Source organism: Pseudomonas sp. PvP027 (assembly GCF_017833005.1).
Lineage (GTDB): Bacteria > Pseudomonadota > Gammaproteobacteria > Pseudomonadales > Pseudomonadaceae > Aquipseudomonas > Aquipseudomonas congelans.
The window spans coordinates 2,819,276-2,833,999 of sequence record NZ_JAFIBK010000001.1; the positions used below are offsets into that span (position 1 = coordinate 2,819,276).

A 14,724-nucleotide genomic window follows, 5' to 3' on the forward strand; every position below is an offset into this window, starting at 1 on the left:
AACAGGATTACTCATGTCCTTTGCTTCCCTCGGTCTCTCCGAGGCTTTAGTCCGCGCCATCGAGGCAGCGGGCTATACCCAGCCTACCCCCGTGCAACAGCGGGCCATTCCCGCCGTGTTGCAAGGTCGCGACCTGATGGTTGCGGCACAGACCGGTACTGGTAAAACCGGCGGTTTCGCCCTCCCTATTCTGGAGCGGCTGTTTCCCAATGGTGTTCCGGACAAATCCCAGCGTCACGGCCCGCGTCAACCGCGCGTTCTGGTCCTGACCCCGACCCGCGAACTGGCCGCACAGGTGCACGAGAGCTTCAAGCTCTATGCCCGCGACCTGAAGTTCGTCAGCGCCTGCATCTTCGGCGGCGTCGGCATGAACCCGCAGGTTCAGGCCATGTCCCGTGGTGTGGACGTTCTGGTGGCCTGCCCTGGCCGCCTGCTCGACCTGGCCGGTCAAGGCAGTGTCGACCTGTCCCACGTCGAAATCCTGGTGCTCGATGAAGCAGACCGGATGCTCGACATGGGCTTCGTGCACGACGTCAAGAAGGTCCTCGCGCGGCTGCCGGCCAAGCGCCAGAACCTGCTGTTCTCGGCTACCTTCTCCAATGACATCACGTCGTTGGCCGGCAAGCTGCTGCACAACCCCGAGCGCATCGAAGTCACGCCGCCGAACACCACGGTCGAGCGTATCGAGCAACGGGTTTTCCGCCTGGCAGCCAACCACAAGCGTTCGCTGTTGGCGCATCTGATCACCGTCGGTGCCTGGGAACAGGTGCTGGTCTTCACTCGCACCAAGCACGGCGCCAACCGCCTGGCCGAGTACCTGGACAAGCACGGCCTTGCGGCTGTCGCGATCCACGGCAACAAGAGCCAGAACGCTCGTACCAAGGCGCTGGCCGACTTCAAGGCAGGTGATGTACGCATCATGGTGGCGACCGATATCGCCGCACGCGGCCTGGATATCGATCAGTTGCCGCATGTCGTCAACTTCGAGCTGCCCAACGTCGACGAAGACTACGTTCACCGTATCGGTCGTACCGGCCGTGCCGGTCGTTCCGGTGAAGCCATTTCGCTGGTTGCGCCGGACGAAGAGAAGCTGCTCAAAAGCATCGAGCGCATGACCAAGCAGAAGATCGCCGATGGCGATCTGATGGGCTTCGACATCACCGCAGTCGAGGCTGAGAAGCCGGAAGTGCGCGAGCGTCCGGATGTTCGCAATTCGCGTGGCGCACGTCCTGCACGTGGCGATGGCGACAAGAACAACGGTGGTCGTCGCGACAAGGGCAAGGATAAAGGCAAGGAAAAACCTGCCGCTGCATCCGCCACTGGCGAACGTCCTGCAAGGCAGCCACGCGAAAAAAAACCTCGTGAGGGCACGCCTCGCAGCGAACAGCGTGCATCGCAACCCGCCACACCGCGTCCGGCAGCCGATCGTGCACCGGATGAGTTCCGTGACGACGAAGTAGACAACTTCGGTAATCGCGCTGACTACGTCAGTCCTTATCAGGGCAAAGGCCAGAACCGTGGTCGTCGCCCTGCTGCCGCGCCTGGCGCAGCCGCACCGGCCGCTGGCGGCGCTGCTCGCCCGGCTAATCCGGGTCGCCCTGCCGGTGGCGCTCGCAACGGCTCGGGCAGTGGCGCGCCAAAGCGCAACGGCTCGGGTTCATCGGCACCACGCTCGCGTGATGGTCAGCCACGTGGCCGTCGCCCGGCACGTGAAGAGCAACCCTTGCCACGTGAAGGTCAGGAGCCGGTTGCACGCGCACCACGCGACGGCCAGCCTCAGCCGAAGATCGTGCACAAGGAATCCAAGATCGACCGTTTCCCGTCTGCCGAGCAACTGGACCAGTTGCCAAGCCGCCCACGCGGTGAAAAACCGGCCCTGCTGACCCGCAACCGCGACAGCTGACAGCCACGCAACACTGAAAACGCCCCGACTTGCTCGGGGCGTTTTTGTTTGTTGTATCAATGATCGCTATGGACGCTCCGCGTCCGATCTTGAGGCGGTAGCGCGGCGTCGATCTATGACGCAGAGCGTCATGCACTGCATGCCAACGCGGAGCATTGGCACGATAGTCACCTCAGGACGTTTCATCGCACCAACAAAAACGCCGACCCAAGGGTCGGCGTTCTGTCGATCAGGCGTGCAATTATTTCTTCTGTACGCCTTCGAAGCTGATGTCCAGATCCAGCGTCTGCGACGTCGGGCCTGGGCCCTTGATGCCGAAGTCGTTCAGGTTCAGCGTCGAAGTACCGTTGAAGCCGGCACGGTAGCCGCCCCATGGATCCTTGCCTTCGCCGTTGAAGGTCGCCTTGATGACGATTGGCTTGGTCACGCCGTGCAGGGTCAGGTCGCCAGTGACGTCAGCCGTTTTCTCGCCAGTCGATTTGACTGCGGTGGAAACGAATTTGGCTTCCGGGTATTTGGCAACGTCCAGGAAATCCTTGCTGGAGATGTGCTTGTCGCGCTCAGCGTGGTTGGTGAACAGGCTGGCGGTTTTCAGATCGACATTGATTTTGCTGGCTTCAGGCTTGGCAGCATCGAAGCTGAACGTGCCGTCCCAGTCCTTGAAGGTACCGTGGATGAAGCTGTAACCCAGGTGGCTGATCTTGAAGTCAACGAATGCGTGTTGACCTTCCTTGTCGATAACGTAGTCGGCAGCCATGGCCTGGCCAGCAGACAACAATGCGGTACCCAGAGCCAGAGCGGCGAGAGACTTCTTCAACATGCGTTTATTCCCGTTTTGGTTGAACAATCAATTACGACCCAGCATACGCTTGAGGGTCACATCGCGATCGATGAAGTGGTGTTTCAATGCAGCAAGACCATGGAGCCCCGCGAATATCACGATGACCCAGGCCAGATACAGGTGAATCCAGCCAGCCGTTTCTGCCTGATCAGGAAGGCCCGACACCAGCGCGGGCACATCGAACAGACCGAATACCGGAATCCCCACGCCGTCGGCGGTGGAGATGAGATACCCGGCGAACATCACGGCAAACAGTGCGACGTACAAAAACAGATGGCCGAATGCAGCACCGATGCGCGTCAACTTACTGTAGCTGGTCAACGGCGGCGGTGGCGGACTGAGCAGACGCCAGACCACACGGATCAGCATGATCGCGAACAGCGTGATGCCGATGCTCTTGTGCAGATCAGGGCCCGCCTTGCGCCACGTATCGTAGTAATCCAGCCCGACCATCCACAGCCCCAGCGCAAACATTCCAAACACGACAGCAGCCACACCCCAGTGCAGCACCATGCTGACCAGACCGTAGCGAGAGGATGAATTACGTAGCTGCATTACCAGTACCTTGTCAGAAGTGTTACCAGACTAGCTTTTTATCTATCGAATGAAAGCGCAAAATTTCGCTCGGACGTATCGAACAATACGATAGGTCTGGTGGGCATTTCGTACCTCGATTCTGTTGCCTGCATCACACCTGAACCACTGTTCAGCGCTGCCAGGCTGTCCGCGCTGCAGCAGCATCCCGATAATTTGCCGCCAGTAACACTTTGCAATGACCATCGGCCTTTCGATGCCGATGAACGGCACGATAAGGCCCGACAAGGTCAACCCACAGGGATAGAACGAATAGAGCGCGCATAAAAAAGGGATGCGGTGTGAACCGCATCCCTTTCAGTCAGCCATCGGACGGTCAGTTATTGGCGTCTGCAGGCGCTGCTTCAGCAGGGGTCTTGGCGGGAGCCGGTTTGCTCTGAGCCTTTTTCGCTGCCTCTTTTTTAGCCGCTTCCTTCTTCGCAGCTTCTTTTTTAGCCGCTTCTTTCCTGGCCGCTTCCTTGCTCTGCACTTTCTTCGCAGGTTCAGCCTTGGTCGCCGGCTTTTTGGCTGGCTCGGCTTTTACCGGCGGTGTGGCAGGCTGGACAACCGGTGCAACCACGGGTGCCGGAGCAACAGCCGGTGCAGGCGCTGGAGCAGGCTCTACGGCTTTCTCAACCGGAGCAGGTGCCGGGGCCGGTGCATCACCGCCACCGAACATGCGCGAGAAGAAGCCTGGCTTGTCAGCCTGCGGCTTGGCAGGTTCAGCCGGTTTGTCGGAGGAACCGCCGAACAGATTGCTGAAGAAATTGCCTTCGGACTTCTGCGAAGCCGGGGCCGGTGCTTTCGGCGGTGCAACCTTGACCGGTTCGAACGACTTGCCAGCGGCCAGATCCTGCACCTGGCCGGCTGCACGCTGACCACTGCGCAGGGCGCCTTCCAGGGTGCCGGGGTACAAGGTGTCGGTGTGCTCGCCAGCAAAGGCTACCCGCAGGATCGGCCGTTCCCACAAGCGCCAGTATTTGCTGATCTGGCCGGGACCGAACGCCAGGTAAGAACCGCCGGTAGAAGGATCGACGCTGTAACGGCGGATTTCATAGCCGGTGTAGGCGCCGCGTGCCTCAGGGTAGAACGCATGCAGACGGATCAGCACCTGATCGACCATCTGCTTGTCACCGAAAGCCTGCATGATGCGTGCGTTGTCGCCAGACAGGTTGATCACCACGTTGGCGCCACCTTTAAGCGCCGGCTCTACCCACAACATGCCCAGACCGGTGTTACTGAATACTTCACCGGACATACGCGCCTTGCTGTCCCAGACCGGAGTCTTGAACTTGAGCATGATCTGGTCGCGCCAGCCGTAGTTGGTGCTCTTGATCGCGCCCATGTGCTGCGCGTCCAGTGCAGGCGTCATCTGGATCTTGCCCAGCGAACGCAACGGCACGGCCATCACTACATAGTCTGCTGTATAGCTGGTGGCGCCAGCCTTGACCGTGACCTTGTCCTTCTCTTGAATGACTGCCGTCACCGGCGAGTTGGTCTTGACGGTCTTGAGTTGCTTGACGAACGCCTGGGTCAGCACCGCACTGCCACCGGGCAGGCGCGCAGCACGCAAGTCACGCTCGTCGACCGAGCGATAAACCCGCGATTGCTGGGCGAGGTACAGCAGCGACAGGCGCGAAGGCTCGTCGTAGCGGGTACGGATCTGCTGATTGATTAACTGACGCGCAGTGACAGGCAGGTTCAGACGGTCCAGCCAGTTGGCAACGTTGATCTGGTCCAGCGCAAACAGCGTGCTGTTGGACGCCGGGTTTTCCGGGTCGTCAACCGAACGCGCGAGATTATCCAGCGTGTCGTTGTAGCGCTTGATGGCTTCGGCGGTCGCGGGCTGTTTGACGGCCAGGTCAGCCTGGGTGAAGTACACACCGTCGATCAGGTAGCTAGGCGTGCGCACAAATTCAGGCGCAGGCACAGTCGACAGCTTGAAGCTGTCCAGGTAGCGGTTCAGCACAGGCTGAGCCTTGGTATTGCCGATCCACTCGCTGGTCGCCAGACCGGAGCGTCCACCCAGACTCGGCTTGGCTTCCAGCACGGTCACCTGCCAGCCTTTGGCCTGCAGTTCATAGGCGGCAGTCAAACCTGCCAGACCACCACCGACGACAATGGCGGTTCGTTGTTTTTCATCGGCGAGCGTCGAAACGCTGACCAACCCTGCCACTATCAGCGCACAGGCGCGCAGCCAACCAGAAAGCATTCGGCGAACTCCAGAAAACATAGGGAAGATAGGGCAAGTCAGCCCGACACATCGACTCGCTGCGCAGGATACGCGAGCCATCAAATAGCCGCCAGCAATGTCCATCAGCCGTTAAAACTGCATCAAAGGTTGTTCCGCAGCCGGGCATTGCATAGGCTTGCGCGATTGTTCGTCCTCGCATCAGGCGAGTCGCTACCCGGAGATTGAAAATGGGCCTCAATGACCAGTGGATGCAACGTGACCTGAAGGTCCTGTGGCACCCCTGCACCCAGATGAAAGACCACGAAAATCTGCCGTTGATACCGATCAAGCGCGGTGAAGGCGTATGGCTTGAAGACTTCGAGGGCAAGCGTTATCTGGACGCTGTCAGCTCTTGGTGGGTCAACGTTTTCGGACACGCCAACCCGCGCATCAATCAGCGCATCAAGGACCAGGTCGACCAACTGGAGCACGTGATCCTCGCCGGTTTCAGCCACCAGCCGGTGATCGAGCTGTCCGAACGGCTGGTCAAACTTACGCCTGACGGCCTGACCCGCTGTTTCTACGCCGATAACGGCTCGTCGTGCATCGAAGTCGCGCTGAAAATGAGCTTTCACTACTGGCTCAATCGCGGCCAGCCGGACAAGAAACGCTTCGTCACCCTGACCAACAGCTACCACGGCGAGACCATGGCGGCGATGTCGGTCGGTGACGTGCCGCTGTTCACCGAGACCTACAAGGCACTGCTGCTCGACACCATCAAGGTGCCGAGCCCCGATTGCTACCACCGCCCGGACGGCATGAGCTGGGAAGAGCATTCGCGCAACATGTTCGTCGCCATGGAACAGACCCTCGCCGAGCACCACGCCAGCGTTGCGGCGGTGATCGTCGAACCGCTGATTCAGGGCGCGGGCGGCATGCGCATGTATCACCCGATCTACCTCAAGCTGCTGCGCGACGCCTGCGACCGCTATGGCGTGCACCTGATCCACGATGAAATCGCTGTCGGTTTCGGCCGTACCGGGACCATGTTCGCCTGCGAACAGGCAGGCATTCGTCCGGACTTTCTGTGCCTGTCCAAGGCGCTGACCGGCGGCTACCTGCCGCTGGCAGCCTGCCTGACCACCGACGATGTGTATGACGCGTTCTACGACGATTACCCGACCCTGCGTGCATTTCTGCACTCGCACAGTTACACCGGCAACCCGCTGGCCTGTGCCGCTGCGCTGGCGACCCTGGATATCTTCGAGCAGGACAACGTCATCGAAAACAACAAGGCCCTGGCGCAGCGTATGGCGACGGCCACTGCGCATCTGGTCTATCACCCGCACGTTGCGGAAGTGCGTCAGACCGGTATGGCCATCGCCATCGAAATGGTTCAGGACAAGGCGAGCAAAACCGCCTACCCGTGGCAGGAACGCCGCGGTATGAAAGTCTTCCAGCACGCACTGGAGCGTGGCGCACTGCTGCGGCCGCTGGGCAGCGTGGTGTATTTCCTGCCGCCGTACGTGATCACTCCGGAGCAGATCGACTTCCTCGCCGAGGTGGCCAGCGAAGGCATTGATATCGCGACACGCAGCAGTGTCAGTGTTGCCGTGCGTGAGAACTTTCATCCGGATTTCAGGGATCCGGGTTAAGGGCTGAAACCAAATGCAGCCGGACTGGCGCCTTCGCGGGCAAGCTCGCTCCCACTGGCCGGGGCCTGTCCGGGCTACCTTGGTTTGCTCGCGAATGCCCCCTCACAGAATGAACATCAGAACCGAGACACACCATGAGACTGTCGCGCTTTTTTACTGAAACGCCGCTGAGTCTGGGCGAGCACGAACTGCCTGAGGCCCAGGCGCACTACATCAGCCGCGTGCTGCGCATGACCGAAGGTGACGCGCTGCAACTGTTCGACGGTTCGGGCCAGGAGTTTCGCGGCATCTTGCTGGAAGTCGGCAAGAAGCGCGTGCATGTGCAGCTCACCGAAAGCTTCGCAGGGCAGGTGGAGTCAGGCCTGCGCATTCATCTTGGTCAGGGCCTGTCGCGGGGCGAGCGCATGGACTGGGCGATTCAAAAGGCCACCGAACTGGGCGTCAGCGAAATCACGCCGATTGTCAGCGAACGCTGCGAGGTGCGCCTGAAAGACGAACGCGCCGAGAAGCGCCAGTCGCACTGGCAGCAGATCGCGATCAGCGCCTGCGAGCAGTGTGGCCGCTCCGTAGTGCCGGTGATTCATGCGCCGATGCCGCTGACCGAGTGGGTCAAGCACACCGAGGCCGACCTGAAGCTGGTCCTGCACCCGGTAGCTGAACCCCTGACCAGCCATGACAAGCCGGCCAGCCTGGCCTTTCTGATTGGTCCGGAAGGCGGTCTGAACGATGCAGAAGTCACTCAGGCGCAAGACGCCGGCTTCCACGCCGCGCGCCTCGGCCCACGCGTTCTGCGCACTGAAACCGCCCCAGTGGTAGCGCTCAGCGTGGCGCAGCAGCTGTGGGGCGACTTCTGATCGCTGATGATGGTCCCCACGCTCATGCGCTCATCGTTATACGCAAATCCTGATGGGCTTCTGCCCGGAGGGCGTAGGAGCGAACTTGTTCGCGAAGACAGTAGTTCAGGCGATGCATTTTCGACGAATATACTCGCCCTTTCGCGAAAAATGCGGATCGCCGCCCCGGTCGCTCCTACGGCCTTCGGCCAGAATCAGAAGCAGACTTGCGTATAACGCAGAGCGCTGGAGCGTGGTAACGGGAGTCAGCTCCCGACCGCCCCTCCTCACAGCACATAGAAACAAATCGCCACGAAGTGCATCAGACTGCCGCCGATGACGAACAGGTGCCAGATGCCGTGAAAGTGGCGGATCTGGTCGTAGGCGAAGAACAGGATGCCGACGGTGTACAACACGCCGCCTCCGGCCAGCCAGATGAAACCCGATACACCGAGCGCAGCCAGCAGTGGCTTGACGGCCACCAGCACGATCCAGCCCATCACGGCGTAGATCACGATGGACATGATTCGCGCTTCGGAGCGCGGTTTTATCTCTTGCAGGATGCCGATCAGCGCCAGCCCCCAGACAATTCCGAACAAGGTCCAGCCCCACGCGCCGCGCAATGTCACGAGGCAGAACGGGGTGTAGCTGCCGGCAATCATCAGGTAGATCGAAAAGTGGTCGACCTTCTGCATGATCGATTTCGAGCGCCCCTTGACGCTGTGGTAGACCGTCGAGACGCTGTACAGCGTCACCAGACACACACCATAAATGGCCATGCTGACCACTTTCCAGACATCACCATGCAGACACGCCATGACCAATAACCAGATCGCACCGACGGCCGCCAGTACGGCGCCAACCAGGTGCGACCAGGCGTTGAATTTTTCTCCGTAGTACATCCGCTCAATACCCCCCTCTTGATGGCGAAAACACTGGAAACAGAGACTCCGGGTTATTGAAACAAACCGCAACACCCGTGTCAGTGACGGATATTTTAAGCAGCTATCGACGCATGAGTTGTGCACAATCAGCGCACCTCAACCATAAGCGCCACGACATGCAGATTGATGACGAACTGACGCTCAAGAAACTGGAAATATTCCTCGCCTTCATGCGCACCGGCAATCTGGCGCGGGCGGCGGAGGAGTTGCAGACCAGTAACGTCAGCGTGCACCGCGCCATTCATTCGCTGGAAAGCGCGCTGCGCTGCCCCTTGTTCAAGCATGAGGGACGCAACCTGACGCCACTGGAAAGCGCGTATGTGCTGGAAGAACGTGCGCAGAAACTGGTCCAGGATGTGCTCGCCACGGTGGAACTGACCCGTCAGGCAGCAGGTTTCTCAGCGGCGCGGTTCCGGCTGGGGGCATTGTATTCGCTGACGGTCAAGACGGTGCCGCAGCTGATCATGGGCCTGAAGATCCGCCGCAGCGAGCTGAATATCGACCTGATTCTGGGCTCGAACATGGACCTGCTCTACAAGCTCAAGAACATGGAAGTCGATGCGATGCTGGTGTCGCTGGATGAAAGCACCCATGACCCGGACTGCGAGCATCTGGCGCTGTTTTCCGACGACATCTTTCTCGCCGTCCCCACCGACTCACCGTTCGCCGAACACCCTGAAGTGGACCTGGGCGACCTGCGCGAAGCGACGTTCATCACCCTGACCCAGGGTTTCGCCACGCACCGCGACGGGATCCGCGTGTTTCAACAGGCCGGTTTCGAGCCCAAGGTGGCGATGCAGGTCAATGACATCTTCACCTTGCTGAGCATGGTCAGCTCCGGCGTCGGCTACGCACTGCTGCCGGGAAGAATCGCCGCGGTCTATGAAAACCGCGTACGCCTGATTCCGTTGCAGAGCCGCTACCGGATGCAGCAACACATCGGCATGGTGTTCCTCAAGTCCAGACAGCGCGATCCCAACCTGCTCGCGCTGTTGGCCGAGTGCCGGATGTACGCGAACCGGCTGCTGGAACAGACGACCTGACCTAGCCGACGATGGCGCGCACGATGAAATACAGCACCGATGGCCCGAGCAGGCAGCCCAGGCCGGTGTGGAACGTAGCGGTCAGCGCGCCGTAAGGCACCAGACGCCGATCGGTTGCCGCCAGCCCTGCGGTAACGCCGCTGACAGTACCCGCCAGCCCACCGAAAACCATCGCCGAGCGCGGATTGTCCAGCCCCATCCAGCGCGCTGCCATGGGCGTGCCGACCATCACCAGAATCGCCTTGATCAGGCCGGTGGCAATCGACAGCGCCATTACATCGGAGGTGGCGCCCAGCGCAGCACCGGTCACCGGGCCGACAATGTAGGTCACCGCCCCGGCACCGATGGTGGTCATGCTGATCGCATCGCGATAACCGAATACCCAGGCAATGCTCGCGCCGACGATAAACGGCAAGATCGTGCCCAGCAGCAAAGCGATCACACCGATCAGTCCGGCCTTGCGTGCTTCAGTGGCCTGCACTTCGAAGGCGGTGGCAACGATGGCAAAGTCACGCAGCATCGCCCCGCCCATCAGGCCGATACCGGAGAACAGCGTGATATCCGCCAGCCCTTTCTGGCCGCCGGTCAAGGTGCCGCCGACCCAGGCCAGAATCAGCCCGATGACAATCGCAATGGCCGAACCATGCACCCGGCCAAACGTCAGGCGTCTGGAAAGCACCACCGAGACCCACATGATGATGCCGACGAAGGCGAATGCGGTGATCAGGCCGTTGTGTTCAAGTCCCTTCTCGATGAGGTCCCACATATCAGCGACCTCCGGCCGGGGCGATTTCAGGTGTCAGCAGCGGCTCTTCCTTGGGTAACGGCTCGCCGCGATTGGTGCGGCTGATCACTGCGATGGTGCAGGCACACAGCACCACCGAACCCACAGCGGCCAGTACCGCCACCGGCCCGCCCTTGAGTGCGGTCACCACGTTTTGCTGTGCGGCCATTGCCACCACCACCGGGATGTACAGCGCGCCCCAGAAACCCACGCCCATTTCGCAGTCTTTGCTCATGCCGCCGTGTTTCTGCATCCACAGGCGCGCGCAGATCAACAGGATCATGGCGATCCCGACCCCGCCCACATTGGATTTCACCCCCAGCAGAACGCCGAGCATGTCGCCGAGAATCACGCCCGCAAGCGTGCAGATGGCCAGTAGTGCAACACCGTAGATAATCATTGTTGTTATTCCTCTGTTTGCATTGCTGAAGTTGTTGTTTTTGTCCTTCGTAGCAGCTGCACGGCGGCTCTATGGGGTGCGGCGACCCTCCTCGCGCGACAGCGCGACCAGGCTGTCCAGACGCGCCGCCTGAAAAGCCAGTGCGGTGCCCTGCTGGAATACCTTGCGCGCCAGCCCGGTCAGCACGCTGCCGGGCGGCAATTCGATGTGCAGGCGCACGCCCCGCTCCCAGGCGGTTTCCACGGTGCTGCGCCAGTCGATGACCCGGCACATGTTGAAGGCCAGGTCGTCACGCAGCTTCTCGGCATTGCGCACAGGTCGCGCCGTGCTGCCGCTCAGGTAACGTATCGTGGGTGCCTGCAGCGCGACCCTTGAAAAGGCCTCGGCCAGTTGTTGCGCGGGGGCGTCCAGCAAGGCGCAATGCGACGGCACGCTGACCGCAAGGCGCTTGACCGTTGCCGCTCCGGCAGCCCTGGCCAGCTGACCGACCTGATGCATCGCCTCGGCACTGCCGGAGATCACCATCTGGTTGTCGGCGTTGATATTGGCGAGAAACACCGGTGTCTTCGCGCTGTGTACCTGCCCGATCAGCGCTTCTACCTGCGCCTGATCGAGACCGATGAGCGCGGTCATGCCGTAACCTTCTGGCCAGGCGCTTTGCATCAGCTCGCCACGCAGCGCGACCAGGCGCACGGCGTCGTCAAAGGCCAGCGCCCCCGAAATCACCGCTGCCGGATAAGCACCGATGGACAGCCCTGCCAGGTAGTCCGGCACACAATCATGCGCCTGCAACACGCGCGCACATGCGACGCCAGCGATCAGCAGGCAAAGCTGAACGCCACGAGTGGCTTGCAGTGCCTCAGGGGTGTCCAGCGCAAGCACGTCTTCGCCCAGCGCATCGGCGGCTTCCTGCAGACAGTCGCGCACCACGGCATCGTCCGGCAACTGATGCAGCATGCCGGCTTGCTGCGCGCCCTGGCCGGGAAACACCCACAGGCTGCTCATGCGTACACCTGAGCCAAATGCCAAGGGTCTGCAACCAGCCGCGCGCCGGTGGCGGTCTTGAGCAGCACGCGCCCCGTTGGCCGCGCCCACTCACGCAGCGCCACGGCACCCTGCTCGAGTTGCAACTGTACGTCGACCCGACAGACCGAGGTTTCCAGCGCCTCGACCAGCTCGGCGGCACAGCGGCGATTCAAGCGTCCCGGGGTGCGCAGAATCAGGTCCAGATCGCTGTCCTGATGCAACGCAGCAATACCGCTGGCCAGCTCGAATCCGGCACTGCCGCCAACGCCCCAGTCCAGCTCCAGCGCCTCCATGACCGGACGGATCTGGCGCAACGCATGCAACGCCGGCCATTGCTGATGGCTCTCGGTCGGGGCGTCGATCAACTGCTCGGGCATGACCCGTCGATGGACATCCGCCAGCGGCATGCTCGCGGCATAGCGTTGCTCCCGACCGCGACCGCGCAAGCCCACCGCCACCTGACCGGCTGGCATTGCCTGACGCCGGACCACCACCGGTTGCCCGGCCAGCACGGCGTCGACCGCCCATTTGGGCGCGTCATCCGGCAACGCAGCCAGCGGCATGCCCCACAACAAATCATGGGGCCGCACTGCGCCAGTGTTGCTGATCACCATTGCGCGCGCAGCAACTGGCGCACATTGGTCGACGCTGCACGGTTGCTCGCGCCCAGGCGGCTGCTCAGATCGACGCCACGGGCCTGCACGTCCTTGATCGCCCTGCTCAGTACATCGCGCACTTGGGTGAGATCATCCGCAGCGGGCTGTTCGATCTGGCTGACCCCCAGGGTTTCCCAGAGAAGACCGAGACTGGCGTAGCTGTCTATGTCGTAAGCCATCGGTGGAATGCTGGCGGCGAGCTTTTCCAGGTCCTCGACGCTGCGCAGGGTTACGCGGGCTGCCGAGGCCTTGCCCATTGCATGCACCATCACGCCGGGATCACGCAGTGCTATCAATCGATTGGCTTGATACCCATGAGCCAGGAACGCTCCGGACATCGCTTTGCCCACTAAAAGGCCGATCACCGGATGCCCAGCCAGGCGTGCTCGCGCGTAACTGTCCACGGCCCCGGCCAATGCCTGATGGATACCGAGCGCTTCCTCGCGACGTCCGTAGGCCTGGCTCGGTACGTCGACAATGGCAATCAGTGCGCGCTTTTCAGCGCGGTCGCGATCCAGCTCGATGGCCTCGTCCACCGCCTTGGCCAGGCCCCAGCCTTCCAGCAGGCCGACTTCGCCCTGACGCGCCCGGGGAAAGCGGTTGTCGGTATCGGCAATCACTGCAAAAAAACGCACCGCCTGCTCGCCGAGAAAACCGTCGGCGACCTTGAGTGAGGCAGGTAGGCCAGTGACTTCACGGGCACCTGCGCTCAATGCGTTGAACCAGTTCAAACCCCGCTGTGAATGACTCATGACCGGGCTCCTTGATAGAGGGTGCGCACACCTTGCGGATCGATTTGCGGCTCGGTGTCGAGGCTCGCCAGGCGTTGCAAAAACAGTTGGTACTGACTGCTGCGATGCGTTTCCGGCACGCCCTGCTTGAGCCAGGCGCTGACCTGCTGGCGGACATCGGCGACATCGTCGGCAGCAAAACCATCCACCAGAGCACTGGCAAAGCGTTGCTCGCCACCGGTCAGGCTCCAGATGAATGGACGGTCACGGGAGTCGTACTCTTCGATGCCCGCTTCCTGCTCGATCACTTGCGGGCCATTCAGGCCAAGACGTGCTTCCTGGGTCACCAGCAGGTAACTGCACAGCCCTGCGGCGATGGACATCCCGCCAAAGCAGCCGACGCTGCCGGCCACCACGCCGATCACCGGCTGGTACTGACGCAGGTCGACTATCGCCGCATGAATCTCGGCAATCGCTGCAAGGCCCAGATTGGCTTCCTGCAAACGCACGCCACCGGTTTCCAGCAGCACGATCGCGGCGGTGGGGATGCCGTTGCGGTTGTCTTCGGCGGCCAGCTCCAGCGCGCCAGCCATTTTCGCGCCGCCGACTTCGCCCATGCTGCCGCCCTGAAACGAGCCTTCAATGGCGGCGATGACCACTGGCAGACCATCGACAGTGCCTTTGGCGACCACCACGCCATCGTCCGCCTGGGGCACCACGCCCTGCATGGCCAGCCACGGCGACATGACCCGATCAAACGGACCGAGCAGTTCGCGGAAGCTGCCGGTATCCAGCAAGGCGCGGGCGCGCTGCCGGGCACCCAGTTCGATAAAACTGTGCTGACTCAGCAAACGTGCGTTATCAGTCATGACCGATCTCCTCGAAGCCTTGCTCCAGGCGCAAACGCACGACGCCGGGCGTCGCGCCGAAGTCATGAATATCGATGCTCAGCGCAGGCGGGGTCTGGCCGTCGAACATGCGTTCGAACAGGTGTTGCCAACGCAGCGAGGCGCCGTTGACCGACGTCACCACCTGAATCGACAAGGTGCCCGGTTTACCGGGTTCCAGCAGCACCTCCAGATCACCGGAGCCAACCACACCCACCAGCGCACGGCCCTTGGGCGGCTGTCCGGCAGGAAATTCAAAAGACAGGGTTTCCATT

The 14,724-nt window shown here is 61.5% G+C and carries 15 protein-coding genes; 4 read left to right on the plus strand and 11 right to left on the minus strand.

Going from position 1 to position 14,724, the window contains the following annotated elements; genetic code table 11:
* The first annotated feature begins 13 nt into the window (after positions 1–13).
* Entirely contained in the window at positions 14–1,903 is a 1,890-nt protein-coding gene (locus JOE33_RS11800) for a DEAD/DEAH box helicase (RefSeq protein ID WP_003316710.1), read from the plus strand.
* Between the two features lie 241 nt (positions 1,904–2,144).
* Here JOE33_RS11800 and JOE33_RS11805 read toward each other — a convergent pair whose 3' ends face one another.
* The 3 genes from JOE33_RS11805 to JOE33_RS11815 all read right to left on the minus strand — a co-directional run bounded on the left by JOE33_RS11805 (position 2,145) and on the right by JOE33_RS11815 (position 5,529).
* Positions 2,145–2,723: a YceI family protein gene (locus tag JOE33_RS11805; protein ID WP_003346342.1), complete on the minus strand. Its 579-nt coding sequence runs from the start codon at positions 2,721–2,723 to the stop codon at positions 2,145–2,147.
* 27 nt (positions 2,724–2,750) lie between these two features.
* The gene (locus JOE33_RS11810) at positions 2,751–3,299 is read right to left on the minus strand and encodes a cytochrome b (protein WP_002551706.1); all 549 of its coding nucleotides are present in this window, start codon (positions 3,297–3,299) and stop codon (positions 2,751–2,753) included.
* A 355-nt stretch (positions 3,300–3,654) separates the two neighbouring features.
* Positions 3,655–5,529: a flavin monoamine oxidase family protein gene (locus JOE33_RS11815; RefSeq protein WP_187625019.1), complete on the minus strand. Its 1,875-nt coding sequence runs from the start codon at positions 5,527–5,529 to the stop codon at positions 3,655–3,657.
* A 209-nt stretch (positions 5,530–5,738) separates the two neighbouring features.
* Between JOE33_RS11815 and JOE33_RS11820 the strand changes: the two genes are divergently transcribed.
* Together JOE33_RS11820 and JOE33_RS11825 are read left to right on the plus strand one after the other, a co-directional pair.
* Entirely contained in the window at positions 5,739–7,145 is a 1,407-nt protein-coding gene (locus JOE33_RS11820; RefSeq protein WP_187625018.1) for an adenosylmethionine--8-amino-7-oxononanoate transaminase, read from the plus strand.
* 134 nt (positions 7,146–7,279) lie between these two features.
* Positions 7,280–7,999: a 16S rRNA (uracil(1498)-N(3))-methyltransferase gene (locus tag JOE33_RS11825; protein WP_054992554.1), complete on the plus strand. Its 720-nt coding sequence runs from the start codon at positions 7,280–7,282 to the stop codon at positions 7,997–7,999.
* 266 nt (positions 8,000–8,265) lie between these two features.
* Here the strand turns inward: JOE33_RS11825 and JOE33_RS11830 are convergent, their stop codons facing one another.
* Positions 8,266–8,880: a hemolysin III family protein gene (locus JOE33_RS11830; protein ID WP_003414317.1), complete on the minus strand. Its 615-nt coding sequence runs from the start codon at positions 8,878–8,880 to the stop codon at positions 8,266–8,268.
* Positions 8,881–9,038: 158 nt separating this feature from the next.
* On the opposite strand from JOE33_RS11830, the gene JOE33_RS11835 reads away from it, so the two are divergent.
* A complete protein-coding gene (locus JOE33_RS11835; RefSeq protein ID WP_010438857.1) occupies positions 9,039–9,965 on the plus strand; it encodes a LysR substrate-binding domain-containing protein in 927 nt (308 codons plus the stop codon).
* 1 nt (position 9,966) lies between these two features.
* Here the strand turns inward: JOE33_RS11835 and madM are convergent, their stop codons facing one another.
* The 7 genes from madM to JOE33_RS11870 all read right to left on the minus strand — a co-directional run bounded on the left by madM (position 9,967) and on the right by JOE33_RS11870 (position 14,723).
* Positions 9,967–10,731 carry a malonate transporter subunit MadM gene (madM, locus tag JOE33_RS11840; protein ID WP_003316700.1) on the minus strand — a complete coding sequence of 255 codons (765 nt, stop codon included), beginning with the start codon at positions 10,729–10,731 and terminating at the stop codon, positions 9,967–9,969.
* 1 nt (position 10,732) lies between these two features.
* A complete protein-coding gene (gene madL, locus JOE33_RS11845) occupies positions 10,733–11,149 on the minus strand; it encodes a malonate transporter subunit MadL (protein ID WP_010438854.1) in 417 nt (138 codons plus the stop codon).
* A 69-nt stretch (positions 11,150–11,218) separates the two neighbouring features.
* The gene (mdcH, locus tag JOE33_RS11850) at positions 11,219–12,154 is read right to left on the minus strand and encodes a malonate decarboxylase subunit epsilon (RefSeq protein ID WP_187625017.1); all 936 of its coding nucleotides are present in this window, start codon (positions 12,152–12,154) and stop codon (positions 11,219–11,221) included.
* Positions 12,151–12,789 (minus strand): malonate decarboxylase holo-ACP synthase, encoded by a 639-nt coding sequence (locus tag JOE33_RS11855; protein ID WP_010438848.1) that lies wholly within the window; start codon positions 12,787–12,789, stop codon positions 12,151–12,153. Before JOE33_RS11855 ends, mdcH begins: the two co-directional genes overlap by 4 nt.
* Positions 12,783–13,583 (minus strand): biotin-independent malonate decarboxylase subunit gamma, encoded by an 801-nt coding sequence (mdcE, locus tag JOE33_RS11860; RefSeq protein WP_010438845.1) that lies wholly within the window; start codon positions 13,581–13,583, stop codon positions 12,783–12,785. The genes JOE33_RS11855 and mdcE overlap by 7 nt, the downstream gene beginning before the upstream one ends.
* Positions 13,580–14,431: a biotin-independent malonate decarboxylase subunit beta gene (locus tag JOE33_RS11865; protein WP_096140188.1), complete on the minus strand. Its 852-nt coding sequence runs from the start codon at positions 14,429–14,431 to the stop codon at positions 13,580–13,582. Before JOE33_RS11865 ends, mdcE begins: the two co-directional genes overlap by 4 nt.
* On the minus strand, positions 14,424–14,723 hold the full coding sequence (locus JOE33_RS11870) for a malonate decarboxylase subunit delta (protein WP_003316694.1): 300 nt from the start codon (positions 14,721–14,723) through the stop codon (positions 14,424–14,426). Before JOE33_RS11870 ends, JOE33_RS11865 begins: the two co-directional genes overlap by 8 nt.
* Position 14,724 lies beyond the last annotated feature (1 nt).

Coding starts and splice junctions, on each gene's coding strand:
- JOE33_RS11800 (WP_003316710.1), top strand. CDS start 14: ATGTCCTTTGCTTCCCTCGGTCTCTCCGAGGCTTTAGTCCGCGCCATC.
- JOE33_RS11805 (WP_003346342.1), bottom strand. CDS start 2,723: ATGTTGAAGAAGTCTCTCGCCGCTCTGGCTCTGGGTACCGCATTGTTG.
- JOE33_RS11810 (WP_002551706.1), bottom strand. CDS start 3,299: ATGCAGCTACGTAATTCATCCTCTCGCTACGGTCTGGTCAGCATGGTG.
- JOE33_RS11815 (WP_187625019.1), bottom strand. CDS start 5,529: ATGCTTTCTGGTTGGCTGCGCGCCTGTGCGCTGATAGTGGCAGGGTTG.
- JOE33_RS11820 (WP_187625018.1), top strand. CDS start 5,739: ATGGGCCTCAATGACCAGTGGATGCAACGTGACCTGAAGGTCCTGTGG.
- JOE33_RS11825 (WP_054992554.1), top strand. CDS start 7,280: ATGAGACTGTCGCGCTTTTTTACTGAAACGCCGCTGAGTCTGGGCGAG.
- JOE33_RS11830 (WP_003414317.1), bottom strand. CDS start 8,880: ATGTACTACGGAGAAAAATTCAACGCCTGGTCGCACCTGGTTGGCGCC.
- JOE33_RS11835 (WP_010438857.1), top strand. CDS start 9,039: ATGCAGATTGATGACGAACTGACGCTCAAGAAACTGGAAATATTCCTC.
- madM (WP_003316700.1), bottom strand. CDS start 10,731: ATGTGGGACCTCATCGAGAAGGGACTTGAACACAACGGCCTGATCACC.
- madL (WP_010438854.1), bottom strand. CDS start 11,149: ATGATTATCTACGGTGTTGCACTACTGGCCATCTGCACGCTTGCGGGC.
- mdcH (WP_187625017.1), bottom strand. CDS start 12,154: ATGAGCAGCCTGTGGGTGTTTCCCGGCCAGGGCGCGCAGCAAGCCGGC.
- JOE33_RS11855 (WP_010438848.1), bottom strand. CDS start 12,789: ATGGTGATCAGCAACACTGGCGCAGTGCGGCCCCATGATTTGTTGTGG.
- mdcE (WP_010438845.1), bottom strand. CDS start 13,583: ATGAGTCATTCACAGCGGGGTTTGAACTGGTTCAACGCATTGAGCGCA.
- JOE33_RS11865 (WP_096140188.1), bottom strand. CDS start 14,431: ATGACTGATAACGCACGTTTGCTGAGTCAGCACAGTTTTATCGAACTG.
- JOE33_RS11870 (WP_003316694.1), bottom strand. CDS start 14,723: ATGGAAACCCTGTCTTTTGAATTTCCTGCCGGACAGCCGCCCAAGGGC.